Raw genomic sequence first — 17,430 nt, forward strand, 5'->3', positions numbered from 1 at the left:
AGGAGCGGGGAAACCCATGAGGCCCCTAGGCTTATAGGTTAGTAATGAAACACCTTCGGCCTACTACCTAAGACGACACACAAAAAAAGAAAGAAATTTTTCGGAGAAAAAAATGTCAGAATTTAAAAATATTATCGTAACTGGTGGCGCTGGTTTCATCGGTTCAAACTTCGTACACTATGTTTATAACAACCATCCAGATGTTCATGTAACAGTCTTGGACAAACTTACCTACGCAGGTAATAAGGCCAACTTGGAAGCCATTCTTGGTGATCGTGTCGAGCTGGTTGTGGGTGATATTGCAGATGCTGAATTGGTAGACAAATTGGCTTCCAAGGCAGATGTCATCGTTCACTACGCGGCAGAAAGCCACAATGACAACTCCCTCAACGATCCAAGCCCCTTCATCCATACCAACTTTATCGGTACTTACACCTTGCTGGAAGCGGCTCGTAAATATGACATCCGTTTCCACCATGTATCAACGGACGAAGTATACGGTGACCTTCCTTTGCGTGAAGATTTGCCAGGTCATGGTGAAGGCCCGGGTGAGAAATTCACTGCGGAAACCAACTACAACCCGTCATCACCTTACTCATCCACCAAGGCTGCCTCAGACTTGATTGTTAAGGCTTGGGTTCGTTCCTTTGGTGTCAAAGCAACCATTTCAAACTGTTCAAACAACTACGGTCCTTACCAACACATCGAGAAATTTATCCCACGCCAAATCACCAATATCCTGTCAGGCATCAAGCCGAAACTCTACGGTGAAGGTAAGAACGTCCGTGACTGGATCCATACCAATGACCACTCAACTGGTGTTTGGGCGATCTTGACCAAGGGCCGTATGGGTGAAACTTACCTCATCGGTGCTGACGGCGAGAAGAACAACAAGGAAGTCCTTGAACTCATCCTTGAAAAAATGGGTCAACCCAAAGATGCTTACGACCATGTGACAGACCGTGCAGGTCACGATCTACGTTATGCTATTGATTCAACTAAACTTCGTGAAGAATTAGGCTGGGTACCACAATTTACCGATTTCGAGCAAGGTTTGCAGGAGACCATCAACTGGTACACCGAAAACCAGGACTGGTGGAAGGCTGAAAAAGCAGCTGTCGAAGCTAATTACGCTAAGACACAAGAAGTTATCAAATAATCATGAAACGGCATCTCAGAGCTGAGGTGCAGTTTTTATGATACGGGCAAAAGATGGCTGAATTGTATGGAATTTGGGGTGAAAGAGGAAGAAAGAAATGAAAGAAAAACCAATCTTATACATTGTGATACCATGTTATAATGAAGAGGCTGTCTTGCCTGAAACCAATCCGATGTTCTTAGGAAAATTACATGAATTGATGGAAAAAGGGATGGTTTCAGAAAATAGCCGCATCATGTATGCTAATGATGGCAGTAAGGATCGGACTTGGGACTTGATTGAAGAGTATGCGCAGGATCCGCATATTGTAGGTATTTCTCAGTCCAGGAACCGTGGTCATCAAAGTACAGTTCTGGCTGGTATGATGGAAGCTAAAGACTTGGCTGATATTGTCATTACTATTGACTGTGACGGTCAAGATGATATCAATTGCATGGATGATATGGTTGAAGCCTACCAAAATGGAGCAGAAGTGGTTTATGGTGTCCGTAAAAAACGGACTACAGATACTTTTTTCAAGCGTTCTACTGCAGAAGGGTTTTACCATCTGATGGAAAAATTGGGGGTTGAGATTGTCTTTAATCATGCAGATTACCGCCTCATGTCTAAAAAAGCCCTGAACGCCATGGCTGAATTTACAGAGGTCAATCTTTTCTTACGCGGTCTAGTTCCCTTGGTTGGATTTAACTATGCAGTGGTAGAATACGACCGTTTTGAACGCATTGCAGGTGAAAGCCACTATCCATTGAAAAAAATGTTGGGGTTGGCTTTTGATGGTATTACCAGCCTCAGTATCAAGCCTATTCGTCTGATTACTGGTTTAGGGATTTTAACCTCCCTCATTTCCTTCCTCTTCATCATCTGGAGCTTGGTCAGTCATTTTGTGGGCAATACTGTTTCAGGTTGGTCCAGTACAGTGACCATCGTTGCTTTTATCGGTGGTATTCAGTTGATTTCCATCGGAATCATTGGCGAATACATCGGGAAGATTTACCTTGAAACCAAACGACGTCCGCGCTATATCATTGATAAGCGTACTTCAGACGAAAACTAAATTCATGCTCTATTGCTAAAATGGGCACATACATAACAAAGGAGTCAACTATGATTTTAATTACTGGCGCAAACGGCCAACTGGGAACTGAGCTACGCTATCTTTTGGATGAGCGTGGTGTTGAATATGTGGCTGCCGATGTGGCTGAAATGGACATCACAGATGCGGACAAGGTGGAAGCCTTCTTCGCAGAAGTGAAACCGAGCATCATCTACCATTGTGCAGCCTATACAGCGGTAGATGCTGCAGAAGATGAAGGCAAAGAACTCAACTACAAAATCAACGTAACGGGTACTGAAAATGTTGCGAAGGCCGCTGCTAAATACAATGCGACCTTGGTTTATATTTCCACTGATTATGTCTTTGAAGGTCAAAAACCTGTTGGTTTGGAATTAGAAGTCGATGAGCCTACTAATCCACAGACAGAATACGGTCGGGCCAAGCGTCTGGGTGAAGAAGCAGTGGAAAAATACGCTGGCAAGTTCTACACAGTTCGGACTGCTTGGGTCTTTGGAAATTACGGCAAGAACTTTGTCTTCACCATGCAAAACCTCGCAGAAACAAGAGATGCCCTTGGTGTGGTGAATGACCAATTTGGTCGTCCAACTTGGACTAGGACCCTGGCTGAGTTTATGACGTATCTGGTGGAAACCAAGCAGGAATTTGGCTACTATCATTTGTCCAATGATTCGGAAAAAGGTATTTCTTGGTATGATTTTGCCAAGGAAATCTTGAAAGATAAGCCTGTGACAGTCAATCCAGTATCGTCAGACCAATTCCCCGCCAAGGCCAAACGCCCACTCAATTCAACCATGAGTTTGGCAAAAGCCAAGGCTACAGGATTTGTTATCCCGACCTGGCAAGAGGCTCTAGAAGCCTTTTACAAACAGGGGCAGAAATAAAATATTCAAGAGGAGATTGATTCTTCTCTTTTTGCTATAATGAAAATTCATCCTCAAGACCTATGTCTTTGTACTAATTCAGTGGTACAATAAAGATAAATCAAGGAGGTGAATGTGATATGGTCCTAAAATTCCCTTTTAAATTAACCAACAAACAATGGATACAGATTGTGACAGTTCTGGGAATTTTATTTTCCATTTGGATGGCTGTTTATATTAAAACAAATCCCAGTGTCTTTGCTGTAGGCGGCAGTTTCCAGTCTTTCCTCAATGAGCTGGGAGTCTTTGGTCCCATCCTCTTCATTTGCATTCAAATCATTCAGGTTCTCTATCCTGTCATTCCAGGCGGGTTGACCTGCGTGGTTGGTCATGTGCTCTTTGGTCCACTCATGGGCTTTATCTACAATACTACTGGCATCTTTATCGGATCGGTCTTGGCCTTTCTCTTGGCGCGACGCTATGGCGAAGTTTTTGTCAAATCCTTTGTTTCTGACCAAGTATATGATAAATATATTGTTTATTTGGATAAGGGCAAGTTTTTTGAGCGTTTCCTAGCTATGGCTTTCATCTTGCCAGGCTTCCCGGATGATTTTCTCTGTATGGTTGCTGGGATGAGCAAGATGACCTTGAAAAAATTTATCTGGATTACCCTCTTGACCAAGCCAGCGACCCTCTATCTCTATACAGTATTGAGCTACCATGGGCTTCAAATGCTCAATCAATTCTTTTCTTAAAAGGCTGGGAATGCGCAGTTGTTTGACCAGCCATAAGGGCGGATGTTTATCCGCCCTTTTTCCATGAACTCTCTAGCTTTTTATGGTATAATAGCCTGATTAGACATTTTAGAGAACAGAAGAAGATATGAAACATGTTTTTATCATTGGTAGTCGTGGATTACCAGCAAAATATGGTGGTTTTGAGACCTTCGTCAACGAATTGGTTTCCCGCCAAGTATCCGATAACTTGCGGTATCATGTAGCTTGTTTATCGGATGACAGTCACCACCAGCATTCAAACTACAAACAAGTGGATTGTTTTACCATCAATCCGCCCAAACTAGGTCCAGCTCGGGTTATTGCCTATGATATGATGGCTATTTCTTATGCCCTTAAGCTGATCGAAAAAGAAGGCATTGAGAAGCCGGTTTTCTATATTCTAGGCAATACCATCGGTGCCTTTATTTCCCCCTTTGCTCGTCGTATTCACAAAATTGGCGGTCAGCTTTTTATCAATCCTGATGGTTTGGAGTGGAAACGATCTAAGTGGAGCAAGCCTGTCCAGACCTATCTCAAATATTCAGAGAAGGTGATGACCCAGTATGCAGATTTAGTGATTTCGGATAACGAGGGGATAGAGACCTATATCCAAGAAGCCTATCCTTGGTCTAAAACGACCTTTATTGCCTATGGAACGGACCTTGCTCCGACCAATTTTTCCAAAGACAGTGTGCAGGTTCGGTCTTTCTTTGACCAGTGGGGCATAGAGGAAAAGGGTTATTATTTAATTATTGGCCGCTTTGTTCCTGAAAACAATTATGCAGCCGCCATTCGAGAATTTATGGCCTCCAACACCAGAAGGGACCTGGTTATTGTCTGTAACCATGAGGGGTCTAGCTACTTTGAGCAGTTGAGGCAGGAAACCCGCTTTGATCAGGATAGCCGCATCAAGTTCGTGGGAACAGTCTATGATAAGGACTTGCTCAAATACCTGCGGCAGGAATGTCGGGCCTACATCCACGGTCATGAAGTGGGCGGGACCAATCCCAGCCTCCTGGAGGCCTTGGCGCAGACCAATGAAAATCTGGTCTTGGGTGTGGATTTTAACCGCAAAGTGGCCCTCAATACAGCTCATTACTGGTCTAAGGAGACAGGAAGTCTGACTAGCTTAATCCATCAAGTAGACAGTCAGCCAGAATCACTGAATCTTGGTCAGGCTGCCAAGCGTCACATGCAGGCACACTACACATGGGAGGAAATTGTCCGTCAGTACGAGGACTTGTTTTTGAAATGAAGGTAAATATTCTCCTGTCCACCTACAATGGTGAGCAGTTTCTAGCAGAACAAATTCAAAGTATCCAAGAACAGTCATTTCAAGACTGGAAACTCCTGATTCGTGACGATGGTTCCACAGATAAAACACAGGAAATCATCGCAGCATTTGTAGCTCAGGATAGTCGGATTCAGTGGGTAAATGAAAATGAGTCGATTAATCTGGGAGTGGTCAAGAGTTTTCATAGGCTAGTTCAGGAGGAGCAGGCAGATGTCTATTTCTTTAGTGACCAGGATGATGTCTGGCTTCCAAACAAACTAGAACAATCTCTAGCTGAAGCTAATAAATATCCTTCTGAGCTGCCGCTCATGGTCTATATGGATTTGACAGTGGTCAACCAGGACTTGCAGGTCCTGTCAGACAGTATGATTCGCAGCCAATCTGGTCATGCTAATACAGAATTGGTTCAGGAATTAACGGAAAACACGGTGACGGGTGGAGTGACCATGATAAATCATGCCTTAGCCCAACTATGGGACCAAACAGAAGACATCCTCATGCATGATTGGTACCTAGCTCTTTTAGCAGCATCCTTTGGGAAGTTAGTCTATATAGACCAGCCTGGGGAGCTCTATCGTCAACATGAAAACAATGTTCTGGGAGCCAGAACCTGGTCAAAACGCATCCAAAAATGGCTACGACCACGTTTACTCTTTCGTATGTATTGGGACTTGATTGAACACAGTCAGAAACAGGCATCCTTTTTACTGAATATGCCCTTGTCGGCTGAGAAGAGAGAGCTGGTTTCGGCATTTGTTACCATAATGGATCAGCCCATGCTTAAGCGCTGGCAGCTCCTCAGATACTATGGTCTGAAGAAAAACAAGGCCTTTCATACCTTGGTTTTCACCACACTTATTATTAGCAAGTTTGCTTATAGGAGAAAATAAATGAATATCTTTAACGGTAAAAATCGGATTTTGTTACGAGAAATGATTAAAACCGATTTTAAGTTGCGCTATCAAGGCAGCCTGATTGGCCATCTCTGGTCAATTTTAAAGCCGATGTTGCTCTTTACCATCATGTATTTAGTCTTTATTCGCTTTTTGAGAATTGATGATGGGACCCCTCATACCGCTATCGGAGTTCTGTTTTCCATGGTTACCTGGAATTTCTTTGCAGAAGCGACAAACATGGGAATGTTATCCATTGTCAGCCGAGGTGATCTGCTTAGAAAACTAAACTTTTCTAAGGAAATTATCGTGATTTCGTCTGTTGCCAGTGCAGGTATCAACTATTCGATCAACTTATTAGTGGTGCTCGCATTTGCCCTGATTAATGGTATTTCCTTCAACGTCAATTTTTTGATTCTAATTCCTCTATTTATTGAATTGGTCTTGTTGGCCTCAGGGATTGCCTTTATCCTATCTAGCCTTTTTGTCAAATACCGTGATATTGGACCAATTTGGGAAGTTATCATGCAGGCAGGGATGTACGGAACACCCATTATCTATTCCATTACCTATATTTTGCAAAAGGGGCAGGAGTCAGTCGCTAAGGCCTTGATGCTCAATCCGATGGCCCAGATTGTTCAAGATATTCGTCACTTCATTGTTTTTGACGGAAATGTTCGAGGATGGGATTTGATTAATAATAAACTGATTGCCTCCATTCCCTACATCTTGCCAATCATTGTCTTTGTGGTTGGACTCGCTATCTTTAAGAAAAATTCTAAGTACTTTGCGGAGATTTTATAATGTCAGATAAGAAAATTGCAGTAAAGGTTGATCATGTTAGCAAGTTTTTTAAGTTGCCAACCGAAGCAACTCAAAGTTTGCGCACAAGTCTGGTCAATCGGTTTAAGGGAATCAAAGGCTATAAAGAACAGCATGTATTGAAGGATATTTCCTTTGAAGTGGAAGAAGGGGATTTCTTTGGGATTGTTGGACGAAATGGTTCTGGAAAATCTACCCTCCTCAAAATTATTTCTCAAATCTATGTTCCTGAAAAAGGTTCTGTAACCGTAAATGGGAAATTGGTCTCTTTTATTGAGCTTGGGGTTGGTTTCAATCCAGAGTTGACTGGGCGTGAAAATGTCTACATGAATGGCGCAATGTTGGGATTTTCTCCCAAGGAAATCGATGAAATGTATGACGATATTGTCGAGTTTGCCGAGCTCTCAGAATTCATGAACCAGAAGCTTAAAAATTATTCCAGTGGGATGCAGGTGCGTTTGGCCTTTTCAGTAGCGATTAAAGCCCAAGGAGACATTTTGATCTTGGATGAAGTTCTGGCCGTTGGTGATGAGGCTTTCCAGCGCAAGTGTAATGACTATTTCATGGAGCGTAAAAAAAGTGGGAAGACCACCATTTTGGTTACCCACGATATGAGTGCGGTGAAGAAATATTGCAATAAGGCGGTCTTGATTGAGTATGGTTTGGTCAAGGCTCTGGGCAACCCAGAAAATGTGGCCAACCAGTATAGTTTTGACAATACAGCCCCCCTTCATCATGATAATTCTGAGGAAGGTCAGGCTGTTGAAGCTAAGGAGGAAGAAGTTTATGTTGAAAACTTCAACCTGCAACTCTTGACGCCAAACCGTATCAGCCCAGCAGATGAGATTCGTTTTCAAATTGATTTTGATGTTCTGGAAGATATCGATACCTATGTTGCCCTATCTTTAACAGATATTGACCGAAATATTTGGATTTACAATGACAATTCCATGGATGAGATGATGAGCGGTAAAGGCCATAAGACGGTATTCTATACTTGCTCTTTGCCGACTGTCAATGACTTGAAATTGAAATTGGAAGTAACGGTTCGGGATGAGGACGGGCGGATGCTGGCCTTTTCGGATGCCACTCAAACCCCCGTCATTCTCATCAACCGTGACGATATCGCCCAAGATGATAAGTCAGCCCGCGACTCGGCTACAGGCTTGATTCAACGCAATGGAAATTGGAAAATGAAAGACTAGTGAAAGGATGCTACTATGATGACAGAGCCTCTTGTATCGATCCTCTGTACCGTTTATAATAAGGAACCTTGGTTGGTGCAGACAATCGAGAGTTTTTTGGCGCAGGAGACAGATTTTTCTGTCGAAATTCTCTTGATTGATGATGCTTCGACAGATGGATCTAAATCGATTATTGAAGATTACCAAGCAAGATACCCTGAACGGATTCGCGCATTCTACAATGAAGAAAATTTGGGTATCGCGAAAACCTGGGTTGCAATCTGTCAAGAAGCACGCGGTTTTTATATTGCCCGTTGTGATGGGGATGATTTCTGGCTCGATCAGCATAAGTTGCAAAAGCAAGTAGCTCTCCTGAGAGACTATCCCCAGTCCCGTTGGTCAAATACCGACTTTGACCTTTACAACGAAAAAGGTCAACTGATTTCTCAGGCAGGTTTTGAGAACGGAACGATTCCTTTAGCAGATAGTTTTGAGAAGATGCTGGCAACACGCGGCTTTACCATGGCCTCTACATGGCTGGTGGAGCGGGACTTGATGTTAGAAGTCAATGCGGAATTAGATTTGACAACATCTGATGACACTTTCAACCTCCAAATGGATCTTTTCCAACGTACTGAATTGGCCTATTTGCCAGAAGCGACAGTTGCTTTTGTCATCAATCAGGGATCAGACTCCAGGCCCAAGGATTTTGAGCGTATTGCTCAGCGTTTCAACAGGCTGGTGGAGACGCAAAACCATTACTTGGACAAGTATCCCAATAGCAATTACCGAGAGATGCTGAGTTTGCTGCTGGAACGGGTCAATCGCTTTGAATTGGATTTGACGAGGAAAGAAGCAGGATTGGCTCAAATCGGTTTGCAGCTAGTGACAATCTATCTTGACCGTGCTGGAAAAGGGTTTAATGAGGAAGATATTTTACAATTTCCTCTGGCCAAAGCAGATTCCATTGTGTTGAACTTACCAGAAGATTGCACGACGATTCGGGTAGACTTGTCTGAAATTCCTAATTTCTTCCAGCAGGCTCGCTTGCTTGTCCGCGATTCACAAACAGAGATTCTACCAAGTTTCACCAACGGAATTATCTTAGGAGAAGCTGTTGTATTTCCGAATCCTGACCCTCAGCTGGTTTACACTATCCCAAGGGAAGTTGTTGGTCATCAACTGCAATTGGACTACCAACTCTTTGAGCTGGATAACCTATATTCGGATGCATACATCGGTAAAGTGCTTGCCCAGGATTTATCAGCTGCCAAGGCTAAACTAAATGAGCTACAGCGCGAAAGTATTGACGTACAGGAGCGGAATTCACGACTGCAAAAAGAGCTTGAAGACATCCATCACCTCTACAACTCTGTCATCCATTCGCGCCGTTGGACCATACCGACCAAAATCATCAATTTTCTCAGGAGAAAACAATGAGACGCCTATTATTATATGTTCACTTTAATAAACACGATCGCATTAGCCCACATGTCCACTATCAATTAGAAAAAATCAATTCAATTTTTTCAAAGGTGGTTTTTATTTCCAATAGCCAGCTAGTAGCAGAAGAAGTTGAGAAATTACAGAACCGTGGCTTGATTCACCATTTTATCCAAAGAGAAAATGCTGGTTTTGACTTTGCAGCTTGGCGAGATGGAATGGCCTTTGTTGGCTTTGAAGAACTCAAAGATTACGATTCTGTCACACTGATGAACGATACCTGTTTTGGTCCTCTCTGGGATTTGCAGGAACAGTATGACAAATTTGAATCTGATCCAGAAGTCGATTTCTGGGGAATGACCAACAATAGAAAAACGCATTTGTTTGCCGAGCACATTCAAAGTTATTTCATCAGTTTTTCCAAGAGAGTTGTCCAATCGGATGTTTTTCAAGATTTCTGGACTAGTGTACAGACAATCGAAGATGTTCAGTCGGTTATCTATACCTATGAGGCCCCTGTTACGACCCGATTGACAGATGCTGGCTTCAAGTACCAGGTTGTTTTTGATACGGTAAATGAGAGCTTGGACGGCATGCCACATCCAGATTTCTCCTTCTATAATCCTACAATGATTTTGAACAAACGGGTTCCATTGTTGAAAGTCAAAGCCTTTTTAGGTAATCAAGTCATAGCTCCCTTCCTATTTGGAGAAATTGAACGAGTGTCTGACTACCCTGTTGATTTGATTGTCAACCACATGTCTGCAATACATGGACCAACAGAGAATTATCTCTTGAGCAGAAAGTACATGAAGGCTGCAGAACTGGACTTAGAACTGGTTAAAGACAAGAAAATTGCCATCCATCTCCATACCTTCTATGTCGATTTGCTTGGGGATTTCTTGAGTATTTTCAAGACCTATCGTTTTGACTTCGACTTGTTCATTACGACCAATACGCAGGAAAAGGCAGCTGAAATCCAAGAGATTCTGGATCGTTATAACAGACCAGCTCTGGTCAAGGTAACGGGCAATATTGGACGTGATGTCCTGCCTATGTTGGAACTGAAAGACGAGTTGGAGAAATACGATTATGTCGGTCATTTCCATACGAAAAAGTCTAAAGAAGCGGATTACTGGGCTGGTCAGTCTTGGAGGACAGAGCTGATTGATATGTTGGTGAAGCCAGCCAATGAAATTATAGCGAACCTGTCTCAAAGAGATGACCTGGGTCTCGTTATTGCGGACATTCCAAGCTATTTCCGTTTTGTCAAAATGGATCCTTGGGTGGAAATGGGCATGTTGCCATGGATGGAGGATTTGTGGAAACGCATGGGGATTGAAAAAGATATGCCTTTCTACGAAGCTCATGTTTTTGTCATGAGTTATGGAACTTATATGTGGTTTAAGTATGAGGCCCTCAAACCTCTATTTGACCTAGGACTTTCAAAAGAGGAAGTACCAAAGGAACCCCTTCCTCAAAACACTATTTTGCACGCCTTTGAAAGAATGCCAGTCTATGTGAACTGGGCCAATGGATTTGATTTTAAAATTGTCGAAAGTCCAAACCATCTAACCCCTTTTATTGATAACAAATTACTGAACAGACGACATGAAAACCAATTTAGTCCATACGCCTACGTTGACTTTAATAAGCATGGTGGTCTGAAGGGGGCCTTTAAGTTTATGCGGACATCCTTTGTCAACTCCTCAAAGTACATTTTAAAGAGAATCTATCTTAGAGTCATCGGAAAGAAACACATGTAGTAGGGACAAGAAGCAGGACAGTCGCATTCAATACAGATACAGCACTATCAAATTGCAGGAGAAATAATTTATGAAAAAATTACTACAGTTTGGGAATACAATCTTTTTTACGATGACTGTCTTATGGCTTTATTTTGCCTTTAGATATGCTTTTGAATTTGTCTCGATTGACCTGGTCAATATGAATCCAATAACTGCAGGGATAATGGTCGTTACCACGATCATTATCTTCTTGGTTTTTAGTTTCAAGAAACTTGTCCTTTCAGGTTTGAAGAAGCTGTATGGTTTGATTATTACTCACAAAGCATGGACCCTGGTCTTGTTAACAGCCGCTCAGCTGTTCGTCCTCTTTACAAGTGGGGGGCTGGCTCGATCGGATACCACTATCCTCTACCAGCTGACAACAGACCCAAATTTCGCAAAAGAGAGCATCTATATTTCAAATTACCCAAATAACTTTTTGTTTTTAATCTATTTGAAAATCATTTATAAGATCTCTCCTGAAAACTTGGTTTTCAACCTTTCTTTGCTCAATATTTTCTTTGTCAACAGTTCCTTGATGCTCTCCTATCAACTGGTAAAAGAATATTTTAAAGGAAAAATAGCCAATATCTACTTTGTGCTCTACATCTGTTTGTTTGCGCTGCAACCCCAATTTATTTACACCTATACAGACCTAATTACTTTATTTTTTATCGTTCTTTTATTTGTAGTCTTGTCTTATTTGGTGAAAAATTGGAACAAAATGAAGGCCTTCTACATGGCCAGTTTAGGTCTAGGTTTGATTATCGGAATCTGCTACAATCTGAGACCGCCGACAGTTATTTATATCATTGCCTTGTTCGCAGTTTTGATTTCGGTAAAAAGGAGCTCGGTCTTCTCCCTTAAGAAGATTGCAATGGTGAGCCTTATCGCCTTTTCGATGTTCTATATCAGTAATAAAAGTCTAAGCATTTTGCTTGAAAAACAGGATTTTGTGCTGTATAAAGATAATTACAGTCGCAGTCTGCTCTATTATGTCGATCTAGGCTTGACTTATGGTGGCAACTATCACCATGAGATTCCTCAAGAAATTGTCGCAGCGACAAGTGATGATCTCAACGATCTGGTCAAGAAAGATATTCAAAATCGTCTGGATGCTTATACTCCAAGTAGCTTTATCGGCCACTTATACTACAAATATTATTGGATTACCGGCGAAGGCATGTTTGGTTGGAATCAGGAGAGAGTCCTATCTGAAGAGACTAGGCTGCAGATGCCCTGGATTCAAGGAATCATCAACACTGGCTTTGCACAGAAAGTTCGTTCAATCGTCTATGCTACTGGTGAAAATTTCAAGATTCAAGCCATCCTGTTCCAAATGATTTGGATTGTGGCCGTTATTGGAATCCTAGTTTATTCTTTCACTTTTAAATCCAGTCCTTATCATGTAGCACTATGGCTTCAGGTTACCTTATTTGGTGGCTTCCTCTTCCTGATGATTTTCGAGGGAGGGCGGACCCGCTATCTAATCCAGTTCTTGCCAGCAATCCTTCTCTTGTCGAGCTTGGGCTGGGAGCAGATACTGGCTTTTGTTCAGCGGGCAAATCAGTCAAATAGTTAAAAAACACTGAGTGACACACTCAAGAAAGTTGGAAACATTGGAACATTTTAAAAAATATTCTAATCACCTCATTTTTATCGTATTAATCGGTTTACTCATCGGTTTTGGTTTTTCAATAAAAGAAGAACTAAAAGTGGGAAATAATGACGGTACGCTAAGAATTCAAGCAGAATATGACAAGGCAGAAAAATCAAGCGGTTATACTCAAAAAATTCATGATATTACAGTCAATGGTATCAGCATAAAAGAAGACGATGTCGTCAAAAATGACTGGGACTATTCTGCTCTGGATATTGTTGAGCCTTATTACAATACAGGCGGTCTGAACCAGGAAGAATTGGTTATTAAAGTTAGTGAACCAATAAAAACGATATCCTTTTATTATTCAGAAAATATCCATCGGGGAAAATTTAGTGTTTATATAGGTGATCACCTAGTTTCTAAAATCGATGCCTATTCCAGTGATGCGGAAACGAAATTTGTAACATTTACTACTCCAAGCTATTATGGTGTTTCCTGGGGAAATGTCCTCTGGTATCTGATGCTCATTTGCTTTGCTCTGGTGAGTTTCCTCTTTAGTTATTTTCCTATTTACAAAGAATTTGGCAAAAAGGACCTTATTAAACTAGCTTTGACCAGTTTGGGGACATCCCTCTTGTTGTATCTAACCTCGCAGTTTTTATCAGAGAACTATGTCAATATCTTTAGTTTGAGCTTTTACCCTCGCTACAAGATTTTCATTCCCGTGATTTTGGCGATCTTTTTCACCCAGATATCGGTTATTACACTCAGGTATTTCATCAGTAAGAATACTTGGGAGAAGGATGAAGTAGATGATTCAAGGGAGGCGAGCGACTCCCTGCCGTTCAAAAATAGGCTAGGGAAGTTTTCCAAAGGATTGTATGATAGAATACTTTATCATCTGATTTACCTTCTTGGTCTCATCAGTCCATTATTTTCCTATTTTCTACTTCAAAATTCCTATTCAAGAATTGGAAATCTCAACCCAACATCCCACATCTATAATTTGATGGTGATGTACATCCTCTTTTTACTGATTGTTTGGATCTCAACCTCACTGAGATTTAGTATTGTTTTGATCATTGCTATTGGGCTTGTCATTGGGATTCTCAATAAGATTATGATTGATGTGCGTGATGCACCATTGATGTACTATAATCTATTCCAAATTCAGGATGGACTCAACGTTGCTAACAAGGTTGATTTTGAATTCACACAAAGAATTTTTCAGTCTGTGATTTTAGGCTGTATCTTCCTCAGTTTTGCGACTTTCCTCCCTATGAAATATAAGAAAACTGATTGGAAAAAACGAATTATTATTAGTATTGTCGGGATTGCAGTGTCTGTCTTTTCAATACCAATAATTAGCAAAAGTATCTATGAGACAGCTCAGATTAAGCTCAGTTATTGGAGAATCGATTCCACTTATTCTAAAAACGGTTTTCCGCTTTCCTTCATCAGCTATTACGAAGATTCTAAAATTGTGAAGCCAAGCGGTTATAGTTCTGAAAAGGTTGAGGAAATTCTCACTGCTTATCCAGCGCGAGAAGAAGTGGCTTCAAGTCAGCTTCCAAATATTATTGTGATTCAAAATGAATCGCAGGCTGATTTCTCTCAACTACCAAATTTAAACCTAACACAGGATCCCTTGAGTTTCCAACATTCCTTAGATGAAAATACAGTGAAGGGAGAAATAGTGGTATCTTCCTTCGGAGGCGGAACAGCAAATACAGAATATGAGATTCTGACGAGTAACTCTCTGGCCCTCTTATCCTCAAGTGTCTTTCCTTATCAGCAGCTCATCCGCTCAGAAAGGAACAGTTTGGTCAGCTATTTAGATACTCTTGGATATTCAAGTATCGCCATGCATCCTCAACCAGCTAACAACTACAATAGGAAAAATGTCTACAACTATTTCGGTTTTGACAAATCCTATTTCTCAGATTCTGAACCAACAATTTTTACCTTGTTTGATCTTCAGTATGAGCGGAACTTTGTATCGGACAAGTCTCTCTTCCAAGGGATTATGAATCTCTATCAGAATAAGGAAGAAGGTAAACCTCTCTTTAACTTTGTCGTGACCATGCAAGGACACGGTGGCTACATCGATCCCGGTTATCCTACAGATGTTCAAGTGGTTAGCCAAGAAGGAAGAACCTTTGCTGCTGAGAATGAGTATTTCACATCAATCCGTAAAACGGACCAGGCTTTTGAACAGTTGATTACCTTCTTGAAAAACTATAAGGAACCAACTATTGTTCTCATGTATGGTGACCATCAGCCATCGCTATCAGATGCCTTTTATGACTCTTACATGGACGCGAGTGATCCAAGTGCCAAATATAAAACACCTTTCCTGATTTGGAGCAATTTTACACTTCCAAAAGTAGAAAATACTATCATGAGTCCAAATTATATGGTACCTTATTTAATGGAAATTCTGTCACAATCAGAGCATCCGCTACCGATTTCGTCCTACTACCAATTCTTGAATGCGACAAGAAAGGAAGTACCCATCATGACAACTTGGGGTTACTGGCAGGATGATCAATACGTCACACAACCCCAAAAATTACTAGATTTACTGAGTGATTATCACAAGGTTGAATACAATAATGTCGTAGATTTTAACACTCTCTCGCAATATTTTGTTCCCTAAGATAAAAAAACAGTATCATCGTTTTTGACCATAAGAGGTATCCTGTATAGGAACATTCGCACTTTTTGAAGAAGGGAGGAAGGCATTGGAAAAACTTTCAGTTGTAGTACCATGCTACAATGAAGAAGAGACCATTCGTTTGTTTTTAGCAGAAAGTCAATTAGTAGAAAGCAAGATGAAGCAGGAAGTTATTTTTGACTATATTTTTGTCAATGATGGTTCAACGGATGCGACCTTAGAAGTTCTAAGACAGGTTTCAAAGGAATTTGACAATGTCCATTACCTGTCCTTTTCAAGAAATTTTGGTAAAGAAGCGGCCCTTTTGGCAGGACTAGAAGCAGCAGATGGAGATTTTGTGACGGTGATGGATGTGGACTTACAGGATCCACCAGAAATGCTCGTAGACATGTACCAGAAAATCAAGGAAGGCTTTGATGTCGTTGGAACAAGGCGATCTGACCGCAAGGGTGAGCCAGCCCTGCGTTCCATCTTTGCGAAATTGTTCTATAAGATAATCAGCTCCGTTTCAGATACTGAGTTGCTGGACGGAACACGGGATTTTCGACTGATGACAAAACAGGTTGTTGAGAATATCTTAAGGCTCAATGAGGTCAATCGTTTTTCAAAGGGGATTTTCTCCTGGGTGGGTTTCAATGTGACCTATCTTCCCTATGAAAATCGACAGCGAATTGCAGGACGGACAACCTGGACTTTCTGGAGTTTAGTTCGTTATTCGATTGACGGATTTGTCAATTTTTCAGAAGCCCCTCTGAATCTAGCGACCTGGGCTGGAATATGCTCATTTTTCCTCTCACTTTTCGGGATCCTGTTTGTCGTTATCCGAAAAATAACATTTGGTGGGAGTATCTCGGGTTGGGCCAGTTTGGTGACAATCATTCTCTTTATCGGAGGTCTTCAGCTATTGGCCTTGGGCATCATTGGCAAATACTTGGCGAAAATCTTTCTAGAGACTAAGAAACGTCCCATTTATATCATCAAGGAAAAGAGTCAATAAAGATGTCTGCAAAAGCACCCCAAAAGTTAGACACAAGTGTTAACTAGTGGGGTGCTTTTTGTGAGGTCATGTCGTGTAGAATAATCAAATAAAAAGGGAGTCTAAAAAATCTTCTGGGCATCCAATTTTTCCATATCCATTTAATGGTTTTTGTGATAGAATAGAAAAGGAGGCACTCATGATAAAAATTTTTGGAAAGATCAGATACCACTGGCAGCCAGAACTGTCCTGGGCCATTATTTATTGGTCTCTATCGTTGACACCTATGTTTATTGGCTTAGCCCTTTTATATGAAAGAGCTCAGATTTCGACAGCTATTTTTGTCATGTTCTTTCTTTTCATCCTATTGTTAGGTATTGGTTTTCATCGTTATTTTCGGATCGATGAAAATCAGCTCTATATTGCCTCAGCCAATCCACTTGCCAGCCGTAAAATACAGATAAAAAGTATCTCTAAGATTGAGGTGACGATCCTCTTTATCAAAATTTTTTCGGTTGCTTTCCCCAATGGAAAGATTTTTTACATGCGTAAGTGGCCTAAGAAATATTTTATCAATGATTTGGTCCGAAACCCTCATTTCCAAGGAGAGATTGAGCTGACGGATCATATGATTGCCCAGGATTATTTTGAGGAATACTATTCAGATGAGGCCAAGTCAGTCCGCTAGAATGGCCTTGGTCGGACAAGATTTGGCTGCCAATAGGATGTTGGGGTCATCTGGAAATTGACCTTCTAATTTCGAGTGATCAGCAAAGATGACGATGCCGTCATCGTCGTAATCAAAAATAGTAGAATAGGTCTGACAAAGACCGCAGGCGATACATTTTTCGGGGATTAGTTGAATCTTCATATTGCCATTT

15 protein-coding genes are annotated in these 17,430 nt (G+C 41.3%); 14 read left to right on the forward strand and 1 reads right to left on the reverse strand.

Going from position 1 to position 17,430, the window contains the following annotated elements:
- Window positions 1-112: 112 nt before the first annotated feature.
- From rfbB to ACEYCN_RS02525, 14 genes are all read left to right on the forward strand, one after another.
- Window positions 113-1,159, forward strand: coding sequence for a dTDP-glucose 4,6-dehydratase (rfbB, locus tag ACEYCN_RS02460; RefSeq protein WP_373712719.1), 1,047 nt, complete (start codon window positions 113-115; stop codon window positions 1,157-1,159).
- 97 nt (window positions 1,160-1,256) lie between these two features.
- Window positions 1,257-2,213: a glycosyltransferase family 2 protein gene (locus ACEYCN_RS02465; RefSeq protein WP_373712720.1), complete on the forward strand. Its 957-nt coding sequence runs from the start codon at window positions 1,257-1,259 to the stop codon at window positions 2,211-2,213.
- 50 nt (window positions 2,214-2,263) lie between these two features.
- On the forward strand, window positions 2,264-3,115 hold the full coding sequence (gene rfbD, locus ACEYCN_RS02470) for a dTDP-4-dehydrorhamnose reductase (protein WP_373712721.1): 852 nt from the start codon (window positions 2,264-2,266) through the stop codon (window positions 3,113-3,115).
- A gap of 119 nt (window positions 3,116-3,234) precedes the next feature.
- A complete protein-coding gene (locus ACEYCN_RS02475; RefSeq protein ID WP_373712722.1) occupies window positions 3,235-3,849 on the forward strand; it encodes a TVP38/TMEM64 family protein in 615 nt (204 codons plus the stop codon).
- Window positions 3,850-3,976: 127 nt separating this feature from the next.
- Complete coding sequence (gene cps2T, locus ACEYCN_RS02480) at window positions 3,977-5,125, forward strand: beta 1-4 rhamnosyltransferase Cps2T (protein ID WP_373712723.1); 1,149 nt, start codon at window positions 3,977-3,979, stop codon at window positions 5,123-5,125.
- On the forward strand, window positions 5,122-6,054 hold the full coding sequence (locus ACEYCN_RS02485; RefSeq protein ID WP_373712724.1) for a glycosyltransferase family 2 protein: 933 nt from the start codon (window positions 5,122-5,124) through the stop codon (window positions 6,052-6,054). The genes cps2T and ACEYCN_RS02485 overlap by 4 nt, the downstream gene beginning before the upstream one ends.
- Window positions 6,055-6,861 (forward strand): ABC transporter permease, encoded by an 807-nt coding sequence (locus ACEYCN_RS02490; RefSeq protein WP_373712725.1) that lies wholly within the window; start codon window positions 6,055-6,057, stop codon window positions 6,859-6,861. It begins immediately after the preceding gene.
- On the forward strand, window positions 6,861-8,084 hold the full coding sequence (locus tag ACEYCN_RS02495) for an ABC transporter ATP-binding protein (RefSeq protein ID WP_373712726.1): 1,224 nt from the start codon (window positions 6,861-6,863) through the stop codon (window positions 8,082-8,084). The genes ACEYCN_RS02490 and ACEYCN_RS02495 overlap by 1 nt, the downstream gene beginning before the upstream one ends.
- 15 nt (window positions 8,085-8,099) lie before the next feature.
- The gene (locus ACEYCN_RS02500; RefSeq protein ID WP_373712727.1) at window positions 8,100-9,503 is read left to right on the forward strand and encodes a glycosyltransferase family 2 protein; all 1,404 of its coding nucleotides are present in this window, start codon (window positions 8,100-8,102) and stop codon (window positions 9,501-9,503) included.
- Window positions 9,500-11,272 carry a rhamnan synthesis F family protein gene (locus ACEYCN_RS02505; protein ID WP_373712728.1) on the forward strand — a complete coding sequence of 591 codons (1,773 nt, stop codon included), beginning with the start codon at window positions 9,500-9,502 and terminating at the stop codon, window positions 11,270-11,272. Before ACEYCN_RS02500 ends, ACEYCN_RS02505 begins: the two co-directional genes overlap by 4 nt.
- A 70-nt stretch (window positions 11,273-11,342) precedes the next feature.
- On the forward strand, window positions 11,343-12,875 hold the full coding sequence (locus tag ACEYCN_RS02510; protein ID WP_373712729.1) for a hypothetical protein: 1,533 nt from the start codon (window positions 11,343-11,345) through the stop codon (window positions 12,873-12,875).
- A gap of 37 nt (window positions 12,876-12,912) precedes the next feature.
- A complete protein-coding gene (locus ACEYCN_RS02515) occupies window positions 12,913-15,555 on the forward strand; it encodes an LTA synthase family protein (protein WP_373712730.1) in 2,643 nt (880 codons plus the stop codon).
- A gap of 85 nt (window positions 15,556-15,640) precedes the next feature.
- Complete coding sequence (locus tag ACEYCN_RS02520; protein ID WP_373712731.1) at window positions 15,641-16,570, forward strand: glycosyltransferase family 2 protein; 930 nt, start codon at window positions 15,641-15,643, stop codon at window positions 16,568-16,570.
- Window positions 16,571-16,748: 178 nt separating this feature from the next.
- Window positions 16,749-17,237 carry an EbsA family protein gene (locus ACEYCN_RS02525; RefSeq protein WP_373712732.1) on the forward strand — a complete coding sequence of 163 codons (489 nt, stop codon included), beginning with the start codon at window positions 16,749-16,751 and terminating at the stop codon, window positions 17,235-17,237.
- On the opposite strand, the gene ACEYCN_RS02530 is transcribed toward ACEYCN_RS02525, so the two are convergent.
- The gene (locus ACEYCN_RS02530) at window positions 17,226-17,420 is read right to left on the reverse strand and encodes a ferredoxin (RefSeq protein WP_373712733.1); all 195 of its coding nucleotides are present in this window, start codon (window positions 17,418-17,420) and stop codon (window positions 17,226-17,228) included. The genes ACEYCN_RS02525 and ACEYCN_RS02530 overlap by 12 nt on opposite strands.
- Between the last annotated feature and the right edge of the window lie 10 nt (window positions 17,421-17,430).

The sequence above is a fragment of the Streptococcus sp. genome (assembly GCF_041802885.1).
GTDB lineage: Bacteria > Bacillota > Bacilli > Lactobacillales > Streptococcaceae > Streptococcus.

What these genes read in the sequence shown, in the direction of transcription:
- rfbD (WP_373712721.1), top strand. Translation starts at nt 2,264, where the DNA reads ATGATTTTAATTACTGGCGCAAACGGCCAACTGGGAACTGAGCTACGC.
- ACEYCN_RS02510 (WP_373712729.1), top strand. Translation starts at nt 11,343, where the DNA reads ATGAAAAAATTACTACAGTTTGGGAATACAATCTTTTTTACGATGACT.
- ACEYCN_RS02465 (WP_373712720.1), top strand. Translation starts at nt 1,257, where the DNA reads ATGAAAGAAAAACCAATCTTATACATTGTGATACCATGTTATAATGAA.
- ACEYCN_RS02475 (WP_373712722.1), top strand. Translation starts at nt 3,235, where the DNA reads ATGGTCCTAAAATTCCCTTTTAAATTAACCAACAAACAATGGATACAG.
- ACEYCN_RS02500 (WP_373712727.1), top strand. Translation starts at nt 8,100, where the DNA reads ATGATGACAGAGCCTCTTGTATCGATCCTCTGTACCGTTTATAATAAG.
- ACEYCN_RS02530 (WP_373712733.1), bottom strand. Translation starts at nt 17,420, where the DNA reads ATGAAGATTCAACTAATCCCCGAAAAATGTATCGCCTGCGGTCTTTGT.
- ACEYCN_RS02490 (WP_373712725.1), top strand. Translation starts at nt 6,055, where the DNA reads ATGAATATCTTTAACGGTAAAAATCGGATTTTGTTACGAGAAATGATT.
- ACEYCN_RS02525 (WP_373712732.1), top strand. Translation starts at nt 16,749, where the DNA reads ATGATAAAAATTTTTGGAAAGATCAGATACCACTGGCAGCCAGAACTG.
- ACEYCN_RS02495 (WP_373712726.1), top strand. Translation starts at nt 6,861, where the DNA reads ATGTCAGATAAGAAAATTGCAGTAAAGGTTGATCATGTTAGCAAGTTT.
- rfbB (WP_373712719.1), top strand. Translation starts at nt 113, where the DNA reads ATGTCAGAATTTAAAAATATTATCGTAACTGGTGGCGCTGGTTTCATC.
- ACEYCN_RS02505 (WP_373712728.1), top strand. Translation starts at nt 9,500, where the DNA reads ATGAGACGCCTATTATTATATGTTCACTTTAATAAACACGATCGCATT.
- ACEYCN_RS02485 (WP_373712724.1), top strand. Translation starts at nt 5,122, where the DNA reads ATGAAGGTAAATATTCTCCTGTCCACCTACAATGGTGAGCAGTTTCTA.
- cps2T (WP_373712723.1), top strand. Translation starts at nt 3,977, where the DNA reads ATGAAACATGTTTTTATCATTGGTAGTCGTGGATTACCAGCAAAATAT.